The sequence below is a fragment of the Curtobacterium sp. P97 genome (assembly GCF_023712445.1).
Classification (GTDB): Bacteria; Actinomycetota; Actinomycetes; order Actinomycetales; family Microbacteriaceae; genus Curtobacterium.
In genome coordinates, this window is record NZ_JAMAYF010000003.1 from 112375 (window position 1) to 130012 (window position 17638).

The following is a 17638-nucleotide window of genomic DNA, read 5'->3' on the forward strand; positions in this document are numbered from 1 at the left end:
TCACCGAGCGGCGCGGGACCCGCGCTCGGCCTGCTCGGCAGCAGGCGTCGCGGTGCCGGACTGCGCTCCGTCGAGCGGAACGGTCGCGCCGGTCGGGGCGGACGAGTCCTGCGGGGTCGTCGCGTGCGTCCGTCGGGCGTGCTCACGCCCTGCGGCGAACGAGGACAGCACGCCGGTCGCGGCGAGCGCCCGCACGAGCAGCCACGAACCGAGCCCGGCGATCACGGCGCCGGACACCACCGCGGACACGACGTAGACGGTCTTGAACGCCGCGTCGAGCCCCGGGTACCAGAGCACCGTGTCGTTGATGCCGAGGGCGAGCCCCGCGGCGGCACCGGCGAGCACGACGACCGGCAGCCGGTAGGCCCGGTAGAGGAACAGTGCGAGCACGACCTCGGCCCCGAGGCCCTGCACGAGACCGGCCTCGAGCGTCAGCCACCCCCACTGGGTGCCGAGCAGTGCCTCGACGCTGGCGGCGACCATCTCGGCGTAGAGTGCGGCCCCGGGCTTCCGGACGACGATGGCGACGAGCGGCCCGGCGAGCAGCCAGACCCCGCCGAAGAGTGCCTGGGTGCCGGGGAGGACCAGGGCGGCGACGGCGCTGATCGGCTCGTAGCCGAACTCCCAGAGCTTGAAGACGACACCGATCGCGACGGCGAGGACGCTCGCGACGACGATGTCGACGACCCGCCAGCGCAACGAGCGCCTGACGGTGGTGGACGGTGCTGCGGACTGCGTGGTTGCAGGCATGGTTGCTGACTCCTCCCTGCGCCGGCATGACCCGGATCAGGTTCGACGGTCGGAGCGCCGTTCGCTCCCTCTCAGCCCGGCGGTCCCGGACTCCCGTGTGTGTGGCAGCAGTTTAGACGCGGTCGCGACCGCGTGACGGACGGGAGGCCCGTGGCGGCGTCGCCACGGGCCTCCCGTCCGGTGGGTCACTTCTTGAGGGCGCGGATCACCTTGCTCAGGGCCTTGCCGGTCACCCAGATGGTGGGGATGCTCACCGCGAGCAGCGAGATCAGGTTCGGCTCGAACTGCAGGTCCTGCCCCGGGCGACGCACGTAGGCACCGACGGGGATCGACGCCCCGCCGCCACCGCCGCCGCCGTTCTCGTCGTCCCCGCCGGCGCCGAAGCCGAACCAGCCGATGGACACCGGGATGAGGGTCTGGTCCCCGACCTCGACCGGTTCGCCGTAGTTGGTCGAGACGCCCACGGGGCGCACCTTGTCTGCGATCTGACTCACGATGTTGGCCATGCGCGCGAGGCTACTCGGCGGTTCCTCCACAGGCCGGCGAGCACCGGCGGCCGTCCACCCCTGGGGCTTGTCTGCGGACGCGGACGGCCCGCGCCGATACCGTGGCGGAACCCACACCTGGAGGACTGTTTGCACACCTGGCCCGGCAACCCGTACCCCCTCGGGGCGACCTACGACGGCAGCGGCACGAACTTCGCCCTGTTCAGCGAGGTCGCCGACCGCGTGGAACTGTGCCTCTTCGACGACGCGGGGAACGAGGAGTGCGTCGACCTGGTCGAGGTGGACGCACACGTCTGGCACGCCTACCTGCCGAACGTCGCCCCGGGGCAGGAGTACGGCTTCCGCGTGCACGCCCCGTACGACCCGGCGAACGGACTGCGCGGCAACCCGCACAAGCTGCTCCTCGACCCGTACGCCAAGGCGACCAGCGGGGACATCGACTGGGACCAGGCGCTGTTCTCGTACACGTTCGGCGACCCGGACTCGACCGACGACCAGGACTCGGCGTCCCACATGATGAAGGGCGTCGTCATCAACCCGTTCTTCGACTGGCAGGGTGACCGGGCTCCCCGGGTCCCCTACGGCGAGACGGTGATCTACGAGGCGCACGTCAAGGGCCTCACCGAGACGCACCCCGACGTGCCCGAGGAGCAACGGGGCACCTACGCCGGTGTCGCGCACCCGGCGGTCATCGAGCACCTCAAGCGCCTGGGGATCACGACGCTCGAGCTCATGCCGGTGCACCAGTTCGTCAACGACTCCACGCTGCAGGAGAAGGGGCTGTCGAACTACTGGGGCTACAACACGATCGGCTTCTTCGCGCCGCACTCGCACTACTCGTCGTCCGGCGACCGCGGGCAGCAGGTGCAGGAGTTCAAGGCGATGGTGCGCGAGCTCCACCGTGCCGGCATCGAGGTCGTCCTCGACGTCGTCTACAACCACACGGCAGAGGGCAACCACCTCGGGCCGACGCTGTCCTTCCGCGGCATCGACAACGCGGCGTACTACCGCCTGGTCGAGGACGACAAGCGGTACTACATGGACACCACGGGCACCGGGAACTCGCTCAACGTCGGGCACCCGCACTCGCTGCAGCTCATCATGGACTCGCTGCGGTACTGGGTCACCGAGATGCACGTCGACGGGTTCCGCTTCGACCTCGCCGCGGCCCTGGCCCGCGAGTTCTACGAGGTCGACCGGCTCGCGGCCTTCTTCGAACTGGTCCAGCAGGACCCGATCGTGTCCCAGGTCAAGCTCATCGCCGAGCCGTGGGACGTCGGGCCCGGCGGGTACCAGGTCGGCAACTTCCCGCCGCAGTGGTCCGAGTGGAACGGCAAGTACCGCGACACCGTGCGTGACTTCTGGCGGGGCGAGCCCTCGACGCTCGGCGAGTTCGCCTCGCGCATCTCCGGGTCGGCCGACCTGTACGAGCACGACGGCCGGACGCCCAAGGCGAGCATCAACTTCATCACCGCCCACGACGGCTTCACGCTGTACGACCTGGTCGCGTACAACGAGAAGCACAACGACGCCAACGGCGAGGACAACAACGACGGCGAGAGCCACAACCGGTCGTGGAACTCGGGCGTCGAGGGGCCGACGGACGACCCGGAGGTCGCCGCGCTCCGACTGCAGCGCCGGCGGAACTTCCTCGCCACCCTGCTGCTCAGCCAGGGCGTGCCGATGATCGCCCACGGCGACGAGCTCGGCCGCACCCAGCACGGCAACAACAACGTGTACGCGCAGGACTCCGCGATCAGCTGGATCGACTGGGAGCACGCCGACGACGAACTCGTGCAGTTCACCGCCGACGTCGTGAAGCTCCGGCACGACCACCCGACCTTCCGCCGCACCCGGTACTTCAACGGTCGTCCGGTGCGCCGGGGCGAGGGCGAGCCACTGCCCGACGTCGTGTGGCTGACCCCGTCCGGCGACGCGATGGACCCCGAGGACTGGGACTCCGGCTTCGGCAAGAGCGTCGGCATGTACCTGAACGGCGAGGGCATCCGCGGCCGCGACCGCTGGGGCGAGCGTGTGACCGACGTGGCGTTCCTGACGTACTACAACGCACACGACGACGTCGTGACCTTCACCCTGCCGCCCGAGGAGTACTCGCCCGGGTGGACCGTCCGGATCGACACGGCCGAACCCGGCGCCCGCGAGACGGTCCTCGACGCCGGGACCCCGCTCGACGTGCCGGCGCGCTCGATGATCGTGCTCCGTGCCGAGCCCGACCACGAGGTCACCACCACGCAGGTGGAGTCGGTCGAGGGCGGGCGGCAGTCCACCCCGACCAACCCCGCGGCGTCCACGGCGGCGTCCGCCACCGACCCGGAACCGTCCGGGGCGGAACCGTCCGACGCTGCACCGTCCGACGCTGCACCGTCCGGCGCGGAACCGTCCGACGCTGCTCCGTCCGGGGCGGAACAGCTGACGGCGTCGGCCGAGGGCACGTCCGCAACGGACCCGGTCAACGAGACCGACGCCGACCCCGACTCCCCTGACACCGAACCCGAACCCGATCCCACAGGAGCCACCGCGTGAGCGCTCGCCGCGTCCCCACGTCCACCTACCGGCTGCAGGTCACCGCAGACTTCGACCTCGACGCCGCCCGGGGCGTGGTCGACCACATCCGCACCCTCGGTGCCGACTGGGTCTACCTCTCCCCCGTGCTGCAGGCCGAGCCCGGGTCGCAGCACGGCTACGACGTCGTCGACCACTCGCACGTCGACACCGAGCGCGGCGGCGACGCCGCGCTCCGAGCCCTCGCCGAGGCCGCGCACGCCGCCGGGCTGGGCGTCCTCGTCGACATCGTGCCGAACCACGTCGGCGTCGCCACTCCCGAGGCGAACCCGTGGTGGTGGTCCCTGCTCGAGTCCGGACAGGGCTCCCCCGTCGCGTGGGCCTTCGACGTGGACTGGCAGGCCGGGGACGGGCGCATCCGGATCCCGGTGCTCGACGACCGGCTGCTCGACGCGGTCGAGCTGCGGGACGGCCGGCTGTACGTCGGCGAGACCGCCTACCCGGCGGCCGAGGGGACCGTGCAGGACGGTGACGACGTCGCAGCCGTGCACGCCCGTCAGCACTACGAGTTCGTGCACTGGAAGCGCGCGGACCACGACCTCAACTACCGTCGCTTCTTCGCGGTCAACACCCTCGCGGCGATCCGCGTCGAGGAGCCCGAAGTGTTCGCCTCGTCCCACGCGACGATCGGCGGCTGGTTCCGCGACGGGCTCGTGGACGGCCTGCGCATCGACCACCCGGACGGCCTGTACGACCCCGCCGGGTACCTGCAGGACCTGCACGACCTCACCGGCGGCGCGTACACGCTCGTCGAGAAGATCCTCGAGCCCGGCGAGCAGCTCCCGTCGTCGTGGCCGGTCGACGGCACCACCGGCTACGACGCCCTCGCCGTGGTCGACCGTGTCTTCGTCGACCCCGCGGGTGAACCGGCGCTCACCGCCGCGTCCGGTGCCGAGCCCGCCGACTGGCAGCAGCTCACGCACGACACCCGGCGCGGGATCGCCGACGGCATCCTCGGCAGCGAGGTCCGCCGGCTCGCACGGCTCCTCGCCCCCGTGGCACCCGACGTGCCCGAGGACCGCGTCGTCGACGCCGTCGCCGAGATCGTCGCGTCCTTCGAGGTCTACCGGACGTACCTGCCCGAGGGCGTCCACCACCTCATCGACGCCCTCGAACGCGCCGCCGAGGCCCGCCCGGACCTCGACGACGTGATCGACCGCATCGCACCGGCGCTCGTCGACCCCGGTCACGCCGCGGCCGTCCGGCTGCAGCAGACGTCGGGCATGGTGATGGCGAAGGGCGTCGAGGACACCGCGTTCTACCGCACGTCGCGCCTGACCACCCTGAGCGAGGTCGGCGCAGACCCGAGCCTGTTCGCCGTCTCGGTGGAGGACTTCCACCAGGCCCAGCGCGACCGCCAGGGCAGCTGGCCGCACACCATGACGACGCTCACCACGCACGACACGAAGCGCAGCGAGGACACCCGTGCGCGCATCAGCGTGCTCGCCGAGCTCGGCTCCGAGTGGGCCGACGCGCTCGCGCGGCTGCGATCCCTGGCCCCGCTCGACGACGCCGTGATGGCGGACCTGTTGTGGCAGGCCATCGTCGGTGCACGTCCTGCGAGCCGCGATCGCCTGCACGCCTACGCCGAGAAGGCGTCGCGCGAGGCCGGCGACAGCACGACGTGGACCGAGCCGGACGAGGCGTTCGAGGAGCAGATGCACGCGCTCGTCGACGCGTCGTTCGACGATCCGCAGGTCGTGGCCGTGCTCGACGAGCTCGACCAGGTCATCAACGCTGCCGGGTGGTCGAACGGGCTGGCCCAGAAGCTCGTGCAGCTGACGATGCCCGGCGTGCCGGACGTCTACCAGGGCACCGAGGGCTGGGACCGGTCGCTCGTCGACCCCGACAACCGCCGACCGGTCGACTACGCCGAGCTCCGGCACGTGCTCGCCGGGCTCGACGGCCCCGAGGACGACGGCCCCGAGCGGCTGCCGGCCGTCGGACTCGACGGTGCCGTGAAGACCCTCGTCGTCAGCCGGGCCCTGCGCCTGCGCCGCGACCACCCCGAGCTGTTCACCCGCTACCTGGGGCTCGAGGCCACGGGCAGCGCCGCCGACCACGTCCTGGCGTTCGACCGTGGCGGTGCCGTGACCGTCGCGACACGCCTGCCCGTCGGACTCGAGCGGGTCGGGGGCTGGGGCGACACCCTGGTGCACCCGGTGCCGCTCGACCGGGTCGACCTGCTCACCGGTCGACGGTTCCCCGCGTCCCGCGGCATCGCGCTCGCCGAGCTGCTCACGGACCTGCCGGTTGCGCTCCTCGTGCCCGCCGACCTCGCCGACGCCGGGGCGGCCGCTGCCTCCTCGTCCACGTCGACGACCACCCCCGCGGCCTCCGGGTCGGACGGCACCGCCGTCTCCGACCAGCAGGCCGAGATCGAGATCCTGGAGGGTCACGCATGACCGTTCCCGCCCGCTACGCCGTCTGGGCGCCGAACCCCGAGCGCGTGCGCCTGGTCGTCGACGACGTCGAGTACGCCCTGACCCGCGGTGACGACGACTGGTGGAGCACCGACGAGGTCGCCCCGGTCGTCGGCGCGCGCTACGGCTTCCGTATCGACGACGACGAGGACGTCCGCCCGGACCCCCGCAGCCGGTACCAGCCGGACGGGGTGCACGGCACGTCCGAGGTCGTGGACCCGGAGCGCTTCGCGTGGACCGACGAGGCCTGGACGGGCCGTCCCGCCCGCGGCGGTGTGATCTACGAGATGCACATCGGCACCTACACGCCCGAGGGCACCCTCGACGCTGCGGCCGCGAAGCTCGACCACCTCGTCGAGCTCGGCGTGGAGTTCGTCGAGCTGCTCCCCGTCAACGCCGTCAACGGCGAGTGGAACTGGGGCTACGACGGGGTCGGCTGGTTCGCCGTGCACCACCCCTACGGCGGTCCCGACGCCTACGACCGCTTCGTCGACACCGCCCACGCGCTGGGCCTCGGGGTCATCCAGGACGTCGTCTACAACCACCTCGGCCCGAGCGGGAACTACCTGCCGCTGTACGGTCCGTACCTGCTGCAGGGGCTCGGGAACACCTGGGGCGACTCGGTCAACGTCGAGCACCCCGAGGTCCGCCGGTACGTGCTGGACAACGTGCGGATGTGGTTCCGCGACCACCACGTCGACGGACTCCGGCTCGACGCGGTGCACGCGATCCGGGACACCACGCGCCCGCACGTGCTGCAGGTCATGGCCTCCGAGACCGAGTCGTACTCGGAGTTCGTCGGGCGCCCGCTCTCGCTCATCGCCGAGTCGGACCTCAACGACCCGGTCATGTTCCGTCCGCAGGAGGCCTCCGGGTACGGCCTGACCGGACAGTGGTCGGACGACTTCCACCACGCCGTCCACGTGGCGCTCACCGGCGAGACGAACGGCTACTACGCCGACTTCGCACCGCTCTCGGCGCTGGCGAAGGTCCTGGAGCACGGGTTCTTCCACGACGGCACCTGGTCGTCGTTCCGCGGGAAGCGGCACGGTCGACCGATCGACCGCGGGACGTCGCCCGCGACGGCGCTGGTCGTCGCGAACCAGAACCACGACCAGATCGGCAACCGCGCCGCGGGCGACCGGCTCGCGGCGTCACTCGACGACGAGTCGCTCGTCATCGCCGCGGCGCTGACGCTGCTCGGCCCGTTCACGCCGATGCTGTTCATGGGCGAGGAGTTCGCCGCGACCACGCCGTGGCAGTTCTTCACCTCCCACCCGGAGAAGGCGCTGGGCGAGATCACGGCGAAGGGTCGGATCGCCGAGTTCGCGGAGCACGGTTGGGACGAATCGGTCGTCCCGGACCCGCAGGACCCGACGACGTTCTCGAACTCGAAGCTCGACTGGGCCGACGTCACCTCGGAGCGGGGTGCGCGGATCCTCCGGGCCTACCGCGTGCTCGTCGCGCTGCGCCGCACCGAGCAGGCCTTCGTCGACCACCGCTACGAGGCGAACGCCGTCCGCTTCGACGGGGACGACCGCTGGCTCGTGCTGACCCGCGGTCTGCTCGGGCCCGACGCGGCGCCGGTGCACGTCGTGGTGAACTTCGCCGACGACGCTGCCGAGGTGTCCGTCCCGGACGCGACCGGTGAGGAGCTCTACCGCTTCGGTGAGGCGAGCGTCGACGCCGGTGTGGTCCGGTTCGCGTCGCGCGGCGTGGTGGTCCTGCGCTGACGGACGTCCCCTGACCGATCTGCGTGAGCGACAGTCCCCCGTGGAACCCCCACGGGGGACTGTCGCTTGCGCGGAGCAGAGTGGCCACGACACCGGCCGGGCACGGCGCGGCAGAACCGCTACCGGTACCGGGCCATCACCGGCACCGGTCCCGGGCCGTTGCGGGTCAGGCGGACTGGTCTCCGACCGCGTGCGCGTTCTTGCGCACCGAGGGCAGTCGGCGGTGGTCCTTCACGACCGAGCGCACCTCGCGCACCCGCCGGTCGATGCCCCACTTCGTCACGAGCGTCAGGCTCTCACGGACGATGTTGCCGCTCATCTTCGAGACGCCGAACTCGCGCTCGGTGAAGGTGATCGGCGTCTCGACGACCCGCAACCCGGCCTCGAGCGCACGCCAGCACAGGTCGACCTGGAAGCAGTACCCCTTCGACGCGACCCCGGCCAGGTCGATCCGCTCGAACGCCTTCGACGTGAACACCCGGAAGCCGCCGGTCGCGTCACGCACCGCGATGCCGAGCGCCATCCGCGTGTAGAGGTTCCCGCCGCGGGACAGCAGTTCGCGGTACCACGGCCAGTTCTCGACCTCGCCACCCTTGATCCAGCGGGAGCCGAGCACGAGGTCGTTCGAGTCGGCGAGCTCGAGCATCCACGGGAGGTACTCCGGGTGGTGCGAGCCGTCCGCGTCCATCTCGACGAGCTTGTCGTAGCCGTGCTCGAGGCCCCAGGCGAACCCCGCGAGGTACGCGCCGCCGAGGCCGTCCTTCACCGTCCGGTGCATCACGTGGACCCGGTCGGTCTCACGCGCGATCTCGTCCGCGATGTCGCCGGTACCGTCCGGGGAGTTGTCGTCGACGACGAGCACGTGGACGCTGTCGTCGGTCGCGGCCAGGGTGCGGGCGACGATCGGGCGGACGTTCTCCGCCTCGTCGTAGGTCGGGATGATGACCAGGGACGTGCTCATGGTGCTCCTCGCGGTTCGCATCGAAGGGTATCGGGTCGCCCTGCGTCAGCCCGACGTCAGGTCTGCGAACACGATCAGATTGTCCGTGTAGTGCCCGGTCGCGGTGTCGAACGTACCGTCGCACGTGATCAGCCGGAGCTGCGGGGTCGGTGCGCTGCCGTACACGTCACTCGTCGGGAAGGCCGACTTCGCGGCGCGCTCCGAACGGTCGACCGTGAAGGTGCGGGTCGTGCCGTCGGACATCGCCACGTGGATCTCGTCCCCGGCCACGAGTTCGTCGAGCCGGAAGAAGACGGCTGCGCTCGTCGGGCTGTCGACGTGCCCGGCGATCACGGCCGGCCCGACCTGCCCCGGCACGATGCCGTCGGCGAACCAGCCCGCGCTGTCCCAGTCCTCCGGCGGGTCGAGCTCCCCAGCGGCACCGCGGCCGAGGTCCTCGAGGCCCGAGGACACACCGATCGCCGGGATCTCCACCCGCACCGGCGTGGCGGTCGAGCGTGCCGCCGGGGCAGCGGGGTCCTGGAAGCCCGACGTCTCGCCTGCCCCGGAGCCGTTCGCCGCCGCACCCGGGTCAGTCCTCGCGGACGGGCTGCTGGTCGCCGCCGTCCGGGTCCCCGCGGCGTCGGTCCCCGTGGTGGCGACGGCCACCCCGGCGATGCCGCCGCCGACGAGGACCGCCGCCACCGCTCCACCGACGAGCACGCCGGGGCGGCCGGACCACCACCGGCTCGGTCCGGTCGCGGTTCGACGCCCGGTCACGAGGCGCCTCCCGCGTCGGTCGCGCAGCCACCGAGGACGTCGGACGTGAGCATGGTCGCGCCGAGCGCTGCCCACGCGTCGCCGTAGTAGGTCGGGGTGGTCGCCGAGGTCCGGTCCATCCGCCGCAGGTCGGCCGACGCCGCCGCCGACGAGCCGGCCGCGTGCTCGGCCGCTGCCCGTGCGGCGTAGGCGAGCGCGCTGGTGTCCCCGGTCACGGCCGTGCCGCCCAGGTCGAGCTGGGCTGCGAGCTCGGTGCTCCGGCGCAGGGTCGGCGCGATCGACCCGGCGAGCGTGCGGTCCTCGGCCGAGCACGCCTCGGCGTAGCGCAGCGGCAGCCGCATCGCGTCCCACCCGTAGACGACGCTGCCCTGGTCGCCGTTCGCGGGCATCGGTTCGACCGTGCCGTCGGCGTGCACCTGGGACCAGTCGCTCGGCAGGTCGCTGACGTCGAGCACGGCGGCGGTCACCGCACGAGAGCCCTCGGTGAGCTCCGCCCAGCGGCGGTCGCCGGTCGCCCGCTCCAGCACCCGGAACGCGGCGGGTGACGCGTAGGACGCGTCGTACCGGTACGGCTCGGTGTCCGCCCACGGCCCCGGCAGCAGGATCGTCCCGAGGTCGGTCTCCGCCGTCTCGTGCTCGAGGATCGCCGACGCCATCGCCCTGCCCGCGGCGGTGTACCGCGCGTCGCCCCACCGGTCGCCGGCGAGCACGAGTGCCCGGGCGGCGTCGAGGTCGGCATCGCTCGCGGACTGGCCGTCGACGACCCCGTCCTCCGGCGTCCACCGCCACGCGAGCAGGTCGTCGTCGGTCACCAGGTGCCGCTTCGTCCACGACCAGATGTCGCCGAAGGTCTCACGGTCGTCGTCCGCGTAGGCGATGAGCAGACCGTAGGCCTGCCCCTCGCTGACGGTGTCGCCGCCCTGGTCGGTGCGGACGACCCGGCCGTCCTGCACGTAGTCGTCGAGGAAGTCCTGCCGCAGCTCGGCGGCGCTGCGGTCGACGTCCGGGGCGGGCGACGAGGTCACGCTCGAGGTCGCTCCTGCCTGCGGCACGGCGTCGCTCCACGGACGGACGGCGACGAGGGCGACGCCGACGGCGACGACGACCGCCGCTGCGGCGGTGATGGGGATCCAGGTCCTGCGGGTCATGCCGGCACCTCTTCCGGGGTGGTCGGGGACGGTCGGACGGGAGGCGCGCACCAGGTGGGCGCTCGGGCTGCGGTGATCCGCGCCTCCAGGCCGGGCCCGACGGGTCACGCGACCCGTCGGCTGCCCGTCGGTCAGTGGAACAGCGAGCGGAACGCCGCCACGATCGCGTGCGTGAACTCGGTGACGGGGCGGTCGGCGGCTGCGCCGCCACCACCGGTCTGGACCCCACCGGACGGGGTCGTTGCCGTGGCGGCCGCGTCGGTGACGGGCACGACGGTCAGGTCGCCCTTGCTGTCGTCGAGGACGAAGAGCGTCGAGACGGTGTTGCCGGCGAGGTCGACCTCGGCGGTCCCGCGCTGGCCGCTGCCGGAGACGTCGAGCGACCACTTGCCGGCGCCGACCGTCGCGTACCGGGTGGCCGTGCCGAAGGAGGCGTCCTCGGCGATGGCGGTGCCGTCGGTCGTGCTGACGTCGACCTCCTTCGCCGTGGTCGCGGCCTGGACGAGGCGGAGCTTGGCCTTGCCGTCACCGGGCTGCTGCAGGTCGTCGGTGAACGCCTTGGTCTGCAGGTCGTCGTTCTTGCCGTAGGCGACGACGGTGTTCGCGTCGCCCTGCTGGACCTGGACGTCGGTCGAGATCACCGGGGTGGAGTCGGGGGCGTCGGCAGCGCGCATCGAGAGGACGTAGGTGCCGACGGGGAGCTCCTGGTAGGGGCTGACCTGGCCGTACGTGACGTCGTCGAGCTCGAACACCGTCTTGCCGCCGGACAGGCTGGTCAGCTCGACGTCGACGCCCTTGGTGTCCGGGGAGAGGTGGCCGACGCGGAGCCAGCCCTCGTCGGAGCCGGTCGCGGCCGAGGCGGTCTGCGGTGCGGCGAGGCCGACGGTGGCGGCGACGACGGCGGCGGCGATCCCGGCGACGACGACCGGGCGGCGGGTGGCGCGGCGGGTGACGGTGGGCGCGGAGGTGCGTGCGTGCATCGTGGTGCTCCTTCGGTTCGGGCGGTGCTGGTGCTGGTGCTGGGGCTGGTGCTGGTGCTGCGGAGCGTGGGGCTGGGCAGCGTGTGGGGGGTGGAGGTGGGGAGCGGGGCTGGTGGCCGGTGGCGGTGCGCGAGCGGGCGGATCCTGCTCGGGCCTGCCGGTTCGGCTGCCGGTTCCGCCCGCTCACGACGAGGCCGGGGTCAGGAGGCGCTCGCCGTTCCGCGAGCGGGCGGATCCTGCTCGGGGGCTGCCGGTTCGGCTACCGGTTCCGCCCGCTCACGACGGGGCCGGGGTCAGGAGGCGCTCGTCGGCGTCGTCGTGGGATCGGCCGGGGTGTAGGTCACGACGACCCGCTCCCCGTCGCGCTCGACGTCGGCCGGGCGGATCCCGTCGCTCATGGCATCGAAGGTGGCGACGGCACGAGCAGCATCCGCCCGGTCGGCGGTCTGCACGACGAGCCGGCGGAAGGGCTGCCCGTCCTCCCCAGTGAGCGGGCGGAACCGTTCGACCGTCACCGACTGGTCGGCGAGCACCTGGCCGAGGGCGAGCATCGCGCGCGAGTCGACCTGACCCGCTCGGAACTGCGACTTCGTGCCGGCGTCGGCCCGGAGCGCCGGGTTCTGCGCGAGCTCGGTCCCCATCGTCTTCCGCCCGTTCGTCGCGGCGGTGATCGCGTCGTTCGCGGCCGCCTCGCCCTCGGAGTGGATGCGACGGACGTCGACCTGCTGGTCACCGGTGCCGAACGTGGCCACGCTCGTCGAGTTCCGGATGGCGAGCGACACGTCCTGCGAGGAGTTCCCGCCGGTGCGCATCGAGTCCGTCGTGACGACGTAGTCGGAGTCCTTCCACCCGTTCGGCGACTGGCGCTGGACGGCGGCGTCGGTGTCAAGCTTGTAGTACCAGATGACGTTGTTGCGGGCGTACCCGTCGCGGACCAGGTCGACCCACATGGCGTCGTCCACGAGTAGCCGCGAGGACTTCGGGACGTTGTCGCCGACCCACTGCTCGGCCTGCTGCATCGGCAGGTCGAGGTTCGCCGACGTGAACCCGCGCAGCTGCGTGCCCCAGAGCGGCACCGCCACGACGACGGCCGCTGCGGTGACCACGGCCCAGGCGGCACCGAAGCCACGTCGAGCGATTCCGTGCACGCGGGTCCGGGCGTTGGACCGGATCCGTCCGGCGAGCGCGAGGACCGCTCGCTCGGCGGTGTACGCGACGAGCAGCGCTGCGAAGGGCACGAGCACGATGACGTACGGCACCGGCAGGTACCCGTTCGGGCGGAACATCATCGCGAGCAGGAAGACGAGCATCGCGGCGATCGGGCGGACCCGGCGCAGGAACAGCCCGACGACCGCGGCGGCCGAACCGAGCACGATGAAGACGGGGTCGAGCGCCCACCACTGTGCGGCGGCCTGGTTCGCCAGGCTGCCTCCGTCGAAGATCGATCCCGACGCGGTGCGCGAACCGAGCTGGTAGGTGATGCCCTCGAAGAGGCTCACCCGCCCGGCGCCGGGCAGGAGCTCACCCTTGACCGCGGCGAGCAGCAGGTAGCCGCCACCGATGACGACCAGGACGGCCCCGGCGACGCTCAGCGTGTACCGACGGGTGCTCCTGTCGGCCCGACGGACCGCGATCCAGATCAGGAACGGCAGCGCGAGCAGGTACGTCTCCTTGGAGAGCACCGCGACGCCGAGGCACGCGGCCGCTCCGGCGAACCCGGCGAGCTGCTGGCGTCGGCTGAGCGCCAGCACGAACGCGGCGAGGAGCCACGGCGTCGCGACGTTGTCGATGTAGACCGTGCGGTGGTACTGCAGGGCCAGCGGTGAGAGGGCGAAGACGAGCCCCGCGACCGCGGCCGTGACGCGACCTGCGCCCAGTCGACGCGCGAGGACGAAGAGCAGGACGCTGGAGACGGCGGCGAAGAAGACCATCGCCTCGCGGGCGGCCTCGACGGCGAACGGGTAGCGCGCGAACGCCCCGGTCAGCGACGTGTACGCCGCGATCTGGATCCACCCCAGCGGCGGGTGGTCGTACCAGTAGGTGTAGTGGGTGATCTCCCCGAGGTTGGCGATCGCCCACGCCTGGGCGGTGTAGGTCCCCTCGTCGTCGATGCGCTGCGGGGTACCGGTCATGTTCCACGCCTGCACCACGACGGTCACGATGAGGACGGGCACCAGCCAACCGATGCTCGCCGCGTGGACACGGAACCAACCGCGCACGCCGGACAGGGAGGCGGCACCCCGGACGGGGATCCCGGTGGTGTGGGTGATGGTGGCGGTCATCGGGCACCTCCTGCAGACGAACCGGCGAGCGCACGCTCAGACGAGGACGAGGACGCAGCCGATGATGCGGACGCAGCCGAGCCGGTCAGCTCGGACGCGAACCCGACGACCTCGGGCTGAGCGCCACCGGTGCGGTGCTGGCCCGTGTGCTCGGTCTTCTCCCACCCGTTCTGCCCCTTGACGTGGCGGACGACGGCACGGACCGCCGCTGCGGCGAGGAACACCTGGTACGGCACCAGGCCGAGGACGAGCTTCACGTAGTCGCGGATGCGGACCTTCTCCTTGTATATGCGACCGAACTCGTTGAGTCCGACGACCTCGACGGCGAGCAGCATGAGCGTGGGCGCCACCGGGATGAACGAGACGAGGGCGATCGCCGTCGGCACCTTGACGAAGAGGATCATCAGGACGCTGAGCGGGATGAGCAGACCGGTCGCCGCCTGGATGAACGGCATGGTCAGCATGTAGCGGGCGAAGAAGCGCTGGCGGAAGGACGGCAGCTTCTTCCACTCCCCCTTGCCGAGCACCTGCAGGAAGCCCTGGTTCCAGCGGGTCCGCTGCTTGAGCAGGGACGCGAACGTGGGCGGCGTCTCCTCGCGGGTGACGGCCTCGGGGCTGTAGGCGACGACGACCCTCGCGCCGTCGGCGGAGAGCCGGACGCCGAGCTCGCAGTCCTCGGCGAGGCAGTGCGCATCCCAGCCGTCCGACCACTCGAGGCGCTCCTTCGTCACGAAGACGGTGTTGCCGCCGAGCGGGATGAACTTCGAGCCCGCGTGGAAGTGAAGGCGCGAGCGGAACCAGAAGTAGTACTCGAGCACGTTGCGGAGCGACCACCAACTCGACTTGAAGTTCATCAGCTGGACGCCGCCCTGCACGACGTCAGCGCCGGTCTCCTGGAAGCGCGAGTCGACGAGCGACAGCAGCTTCGGGTAGACCTCGTCCTCGGCGTCGAACACCCCGACGATGTCGCCCGTCGCGTACTGCAGCGCGAGGTTCATCGCCTTCGGCTTGTTCTTCGGTGCGGTGTCGTCGACGACCACGCGGATCAGTCCCGGATGACGCTCCGCAGCCGCGCGCACGACGGCGTCCGTCTCCGGGTCGTCCTCGCCGACGATCGCGATGATCTCGAAGTCCGGGTGGTCCTGCGTCGCGAGCATGTCGAGCGTCTCGCCCATCACGTCCTGCTCGTGCCGACCGGGCACCAGCAGGGTGAAGCGGTGGGCGGCCGGCAGCGGGGTCTGGCTGAAGCTCGTCGACTTCAGCGCGTCACGTGAGCGCCAGGCGTGCAGCATCCACCACAGCGTGGTGAGCGCGATCACCGTGAGCAGCACGGAGACCGCGATGAGCGCCGAGTAGCCGACCCACTCGCCCAGCGACCAGGCGACCTGCGGAGCCTGTCCCGAGCCTCCCGTCGGGACGTCCGTGGTCCCGCGGTTCGGGAGGTCCCCGGCGGGACCGGTCCCCTCGTTCGGCTGCAGCAGCGGCCCGGCGGCCGTCAGCAGCGTGGTGGTGATGGTCATGCGGCGTGCTCCTTCGCGTGAGCGTCGGTGGAACGGAAGACGAGGGCCTTGTACGCGGCGAACCGGAAGACGGTGCCGAGGACGAGACCCACCCCGTTGCCGGCGACGTTGTCGGCGAGGGTCGAGGTGAAGCCGAGGACGTAGTGCGAGACGAACAGGCAGGCCGCGGCGATGCCGAGACCGATGACGTTCGTGACGGCGAAGAGGAGTCCCTCGCGGAGGGTCTCCTTCCGGCCGACCTGCCGCTGCGAACGGAACGTGATCGAGCGGTTCGCGAGCCACGCGACCACCGTGGCGATGACGGCGGAGACGATCTTCGCGGCGATCGGACCGTCGGGCAGGACGGTCGCGCGCAGGAGGTTGTAGACGCCGAGGTCGATGAGGAAGCAGATCGCTCCGATGGCGCCGAACGACGCGAGCTGCGTCATGGTGGCGCGGAGCCGCGGGCCGAGGGCCGGTCGTGCGACGCTCGCCGCAGGGACGCCGGTCGCCGCTGGGTGGGCGGTCGAGGCGGTGGAGGTCGGCACCGAGCCTGTGCCTGGTGGCACCAGAACGGGGGTGACGGTTCGGGTCATGCCCCCTCTTCGGGGGCACGTTGCGGAGTGGTTTGGTCGGGGTACAGCCCCTGCCAGGACTCTGCCAGTTCCGCGACACCTGCCGTTCATCAGTGAACATCCTTCAGCGTTTTTGCTGATCAGGTGCCAGAAGGGCAGTCCGTCCGGACGGTCGCGCTCGTCGTGAGCTTGCTGTACGACGGACGGGAGGCACGGTGCCAGCTGGCACCGTGCCTCCCGTCCGTCGGTCGGTCGCGCGCTACGCGGGGCGCTGCTCCGGGCTGACCGTCTTGCTGGCATCGCGCTCCGGGATGTCGCCGAGCGCCTCGTCGATGGCGGCGAGCGCATCAGCGTCGAGCGTCACGCCCGCGGCCTTCACGTTGTCGGTGACCTGCTCGGGGCGGGACGCGCCGACGATCGCCGAGGCGACGTTCGGGTTCTGCAGCGTCCACGCGATCGCGAGCTGGGCCAGCGTGAGGCCGGCCTGGTCGGCGACGGGCTGCAGGCGCTGCACGGCTTCGAGGACCTCGTCGCGCATGAACCGCTTGATCATGTCCGCGCCGCCCTTCTCGTCCGTGGCGCGGGACCCCTCGGGGGCCGGCTGACCCGGCTTGTACTTGCCGGTGAGGACACCCTGTGCGATCGGGGACCAGACGATCTGGCTGAGACCGAGCTGCTTCGAGGCGGGGACGACCTCGCCCTCGATGACGCGCCACAGCATCGAGTACTGCGGCTGGTTCGAGATGAGCTGGAAGCCGAGCTCCTTCGCCAGCGCGGCACCGGCGCGGATCTGCTCCGCGTTCCACTCGCTGACGCCGATGTAGAGCGCCTTGCCCTGACGGACGACGTCCGCGAAGGCCTGCATGGTCTCCTCGAGCGGCGTCTCGTGGTCGTAGCGGTGCGCCTGGTAGAGGTCGACGTAGTCGGTCTGCAGGCGCTCGAGCGAGCCGTCGATCGACTCCGTGATGTGCTTGCGGGAGAGGCCGACGTCGTTGTGCCCCTTCGGCCCGGTCGGCCAGTAGACCTTCGTGAAGATCTCGAGCGACTGGCGACGCTCGGCCTTGAGCGCCTCGCCGAGGACCGTCTCCGCCGCGGTGTTGGCGTACGTGTCGGCGGTGTCGAACGTGGTGATGCCGGCGTCGAGCGCTGCCCGCACGCACTGGGTGGCGACGTCGTTCTCGACCTGCGAGCCGTGCGTCAGCCAGTTGCCGTAGGTGATCTCGGAGATCTTGAGTCCGGAGTTGCCCAGGTACCTGAATTCCATGCTCCTGACGCTAGTGGAGTGAGCGCTCTCGTGAGGGGGTGTGCGAGTACCTGTGGAGAGGCACGGGCGCCGCCGGCACGGGCGCCGCCGGCGCGGGCGCCGCCGGCACGGGCGCCGCCGGCACGGGCGCCGCCGGCACGGGCGCCGCCGGCACGGGCGCCGCCGGCACGGGCGC

Annotated in this window: 13 protein-coding genes and 1 riboswitch; of the genes, 3 read left to right on the plus strand and 10 right to left on the minus strand. The window is 71.6% G+C overall.

The features are described from left to right. Both M3677_RS03955 and M3677_RS03960 read right to left on the minus strand, forming a co-directional pair. Complete coding sequence (locus M3677_RS03955; protein WP_209683523.1) at positions 1-750, minus strand: ECF transporter S component; 750 nt, start codon at positions 748-750, stop codon at positions 1-3. Beyond that, positions 746-857: riboswitch (TPP riboswitch) on the minus strand. It overlaps the preceding gene by 5 nt. A 78-nt stretch (positions 858-935) precedes the next feature. After that, on the minus strand, positions 936-1256 hold the full coding sequence (locus M3677_RS03960; RefSeq protein ID WP_058727630.1) for a hypothetical protein: 321 nt from the start codon (positions 1254-1256) through the stop codon (positions 936-938). A gap of 129 nt (positions 1257-1385) precedes the next feature. Here M3677_RS03960 and glgX point away from each other — a divergent pair, with 129 nt between their 5' ends. From glgX to treZ, 3 genes are read left to right on the plus strand one after another with little or no spacing between them, the layout of a single operon-like run. Further along, on the plus strand, positions 1386-3800 hold the full coding sequence (gene glgX / locus M3677_RS03965; RefSeq protein ID WP_066653022.1) for a glycogen debranching protein GlgX: 2415 nt from the start codon (positions 1386-1388) through the stop codon (positions 3798-3800). Next, positions 3797-6244 (plus strand): malto-oligosyltrehalose synthase, encoded by a 2448-nt coding sequence (gene treY / locus M3677_RS03970; RefSeq protein ID WP_066653011.1) that lies wholly within the window; start codon positions 3797-3799, stop codon positions 6242-6244. The genes glgX and treY overlap by 4 nt, the downstream gene beginning before the upstream one ends. Next, entirely contained in the window at positions 6241-7995 is a 1755-nt protein-coding gene (treZ, locus tag M3677_RS03975; protein ID WP_066653008.1) for a malto-oligosyltrehalose trehalohydrolase, read from the plus strand. Before treY ends, treZ begins: the two co-directional genes overlap by 4 nt. 166 nt (positions 7996-8161) lie before the next feature. Here treZ and M3677_RS03980 read toward each other — a convergent pair whose 3' ends face one another. The 8 genes from M3677_RS03980 to M3677_RS04015 all read right to left on the minus strand — a co-directional run bounded on the left by M3677_RS03980 (position 8162) and on the right by M3677_RS04015 (position 17463). Continuing rightward, on the minus strand, positions 8162-8956 hold the full coding sequence (locus tag M3677_RS03980; RefSeq protein ID WP_200884134.1) for a polyprenol monophosphomannose synthase: 795 nt from the start codon (positions 8954-8956) through the stop codon (positions 8162-8164). Between the two features lie 45 nt (positions 8957-9001). Then, a complete protein-coding gene (locus M3677_RS03985; RefSeq protein ID WP_209683529.1) occupies positions 9002-9715 on the minus strand; it encodes a class F sortase in 714 nt (237 codons plus the stop codon). Continuing rightward, positions 9712-10863, minus strand: a complete 1152-nt coding sequence (locus tag M3677_RS03990; protein WP_251159841.1) for a glycosyl hydrolase family 8 — start codon at positions 10861-10863, stop codon at positions 9712-9714. The genes M3677_RS03985 and M3677_RS03990 overlap by 4 nt, the downstream gene beginning before the upstream one ends. A 131-nt stretch (positions 10864-10994) precedes the next feature. Further along, positions 10995-11843 carry a DUF4397 domain-containing protein gene (locus M3677_RS03995; RefSeq protein ID WP_209683533.1) on the minus strand — a complete coding sequence of 283 codons (849 nt, stop codon included), beginning with the start codon at positions 11841-11843 and terminating at the stop codon, positions 10995-10997. Positions 11844-12136: 293 nt separating this feature from the next. Next, a complete protein-coding gene (locus tag M3677_RS04000; protein ID WP_251154745.1) occupies positions 12137-14125 on the minus strand; it encodes a glycosyltransferase family 39 protein in 1989 nt (662 codons plus the stop codon). After that, positions 14122-15645 (minus strand): glycosyltransferase, encoded by a 1524-nt coding sequence (locus tag M3677_RS04005; protein WP_251159842.1) that lies wholly within the window; start codon positions 15643-15645, stop codon positions 14122-14124. The genes M3677_RS04000 and M3677_RS04005 overlap by 4 nt, the downstream gene beginning before the upstream one ends. Then, a complete protein-coding gene (locus tag M3677_RS04010; RefSeq protein ID WP_235426514.1) occupies positions 15642-16172 on the minus strand; it encodes a GtrA family protein in 531 nt (176 codons plus the stop codon). The genes M3677_RS04005 and M3677_RS04010 overlap by 4 nt, the downstream gene beginning before the upstream one ends. A gap of 286 nt (positions 16173-16458) precedes the next feature. Continuing rightward, positions 16459-17463 (minus strand): aldo/keto reductase family protein, encoded by a 1005-nt coding sequence (locus M3677_RS04015; protein ID WP_209683542.1) that lies wholly within the window; start codon positions 17461-17463, stop codon positions 16459-16461. Between the last annotated feature and the right edge of the window lie 175 nt (positions 17464-17638).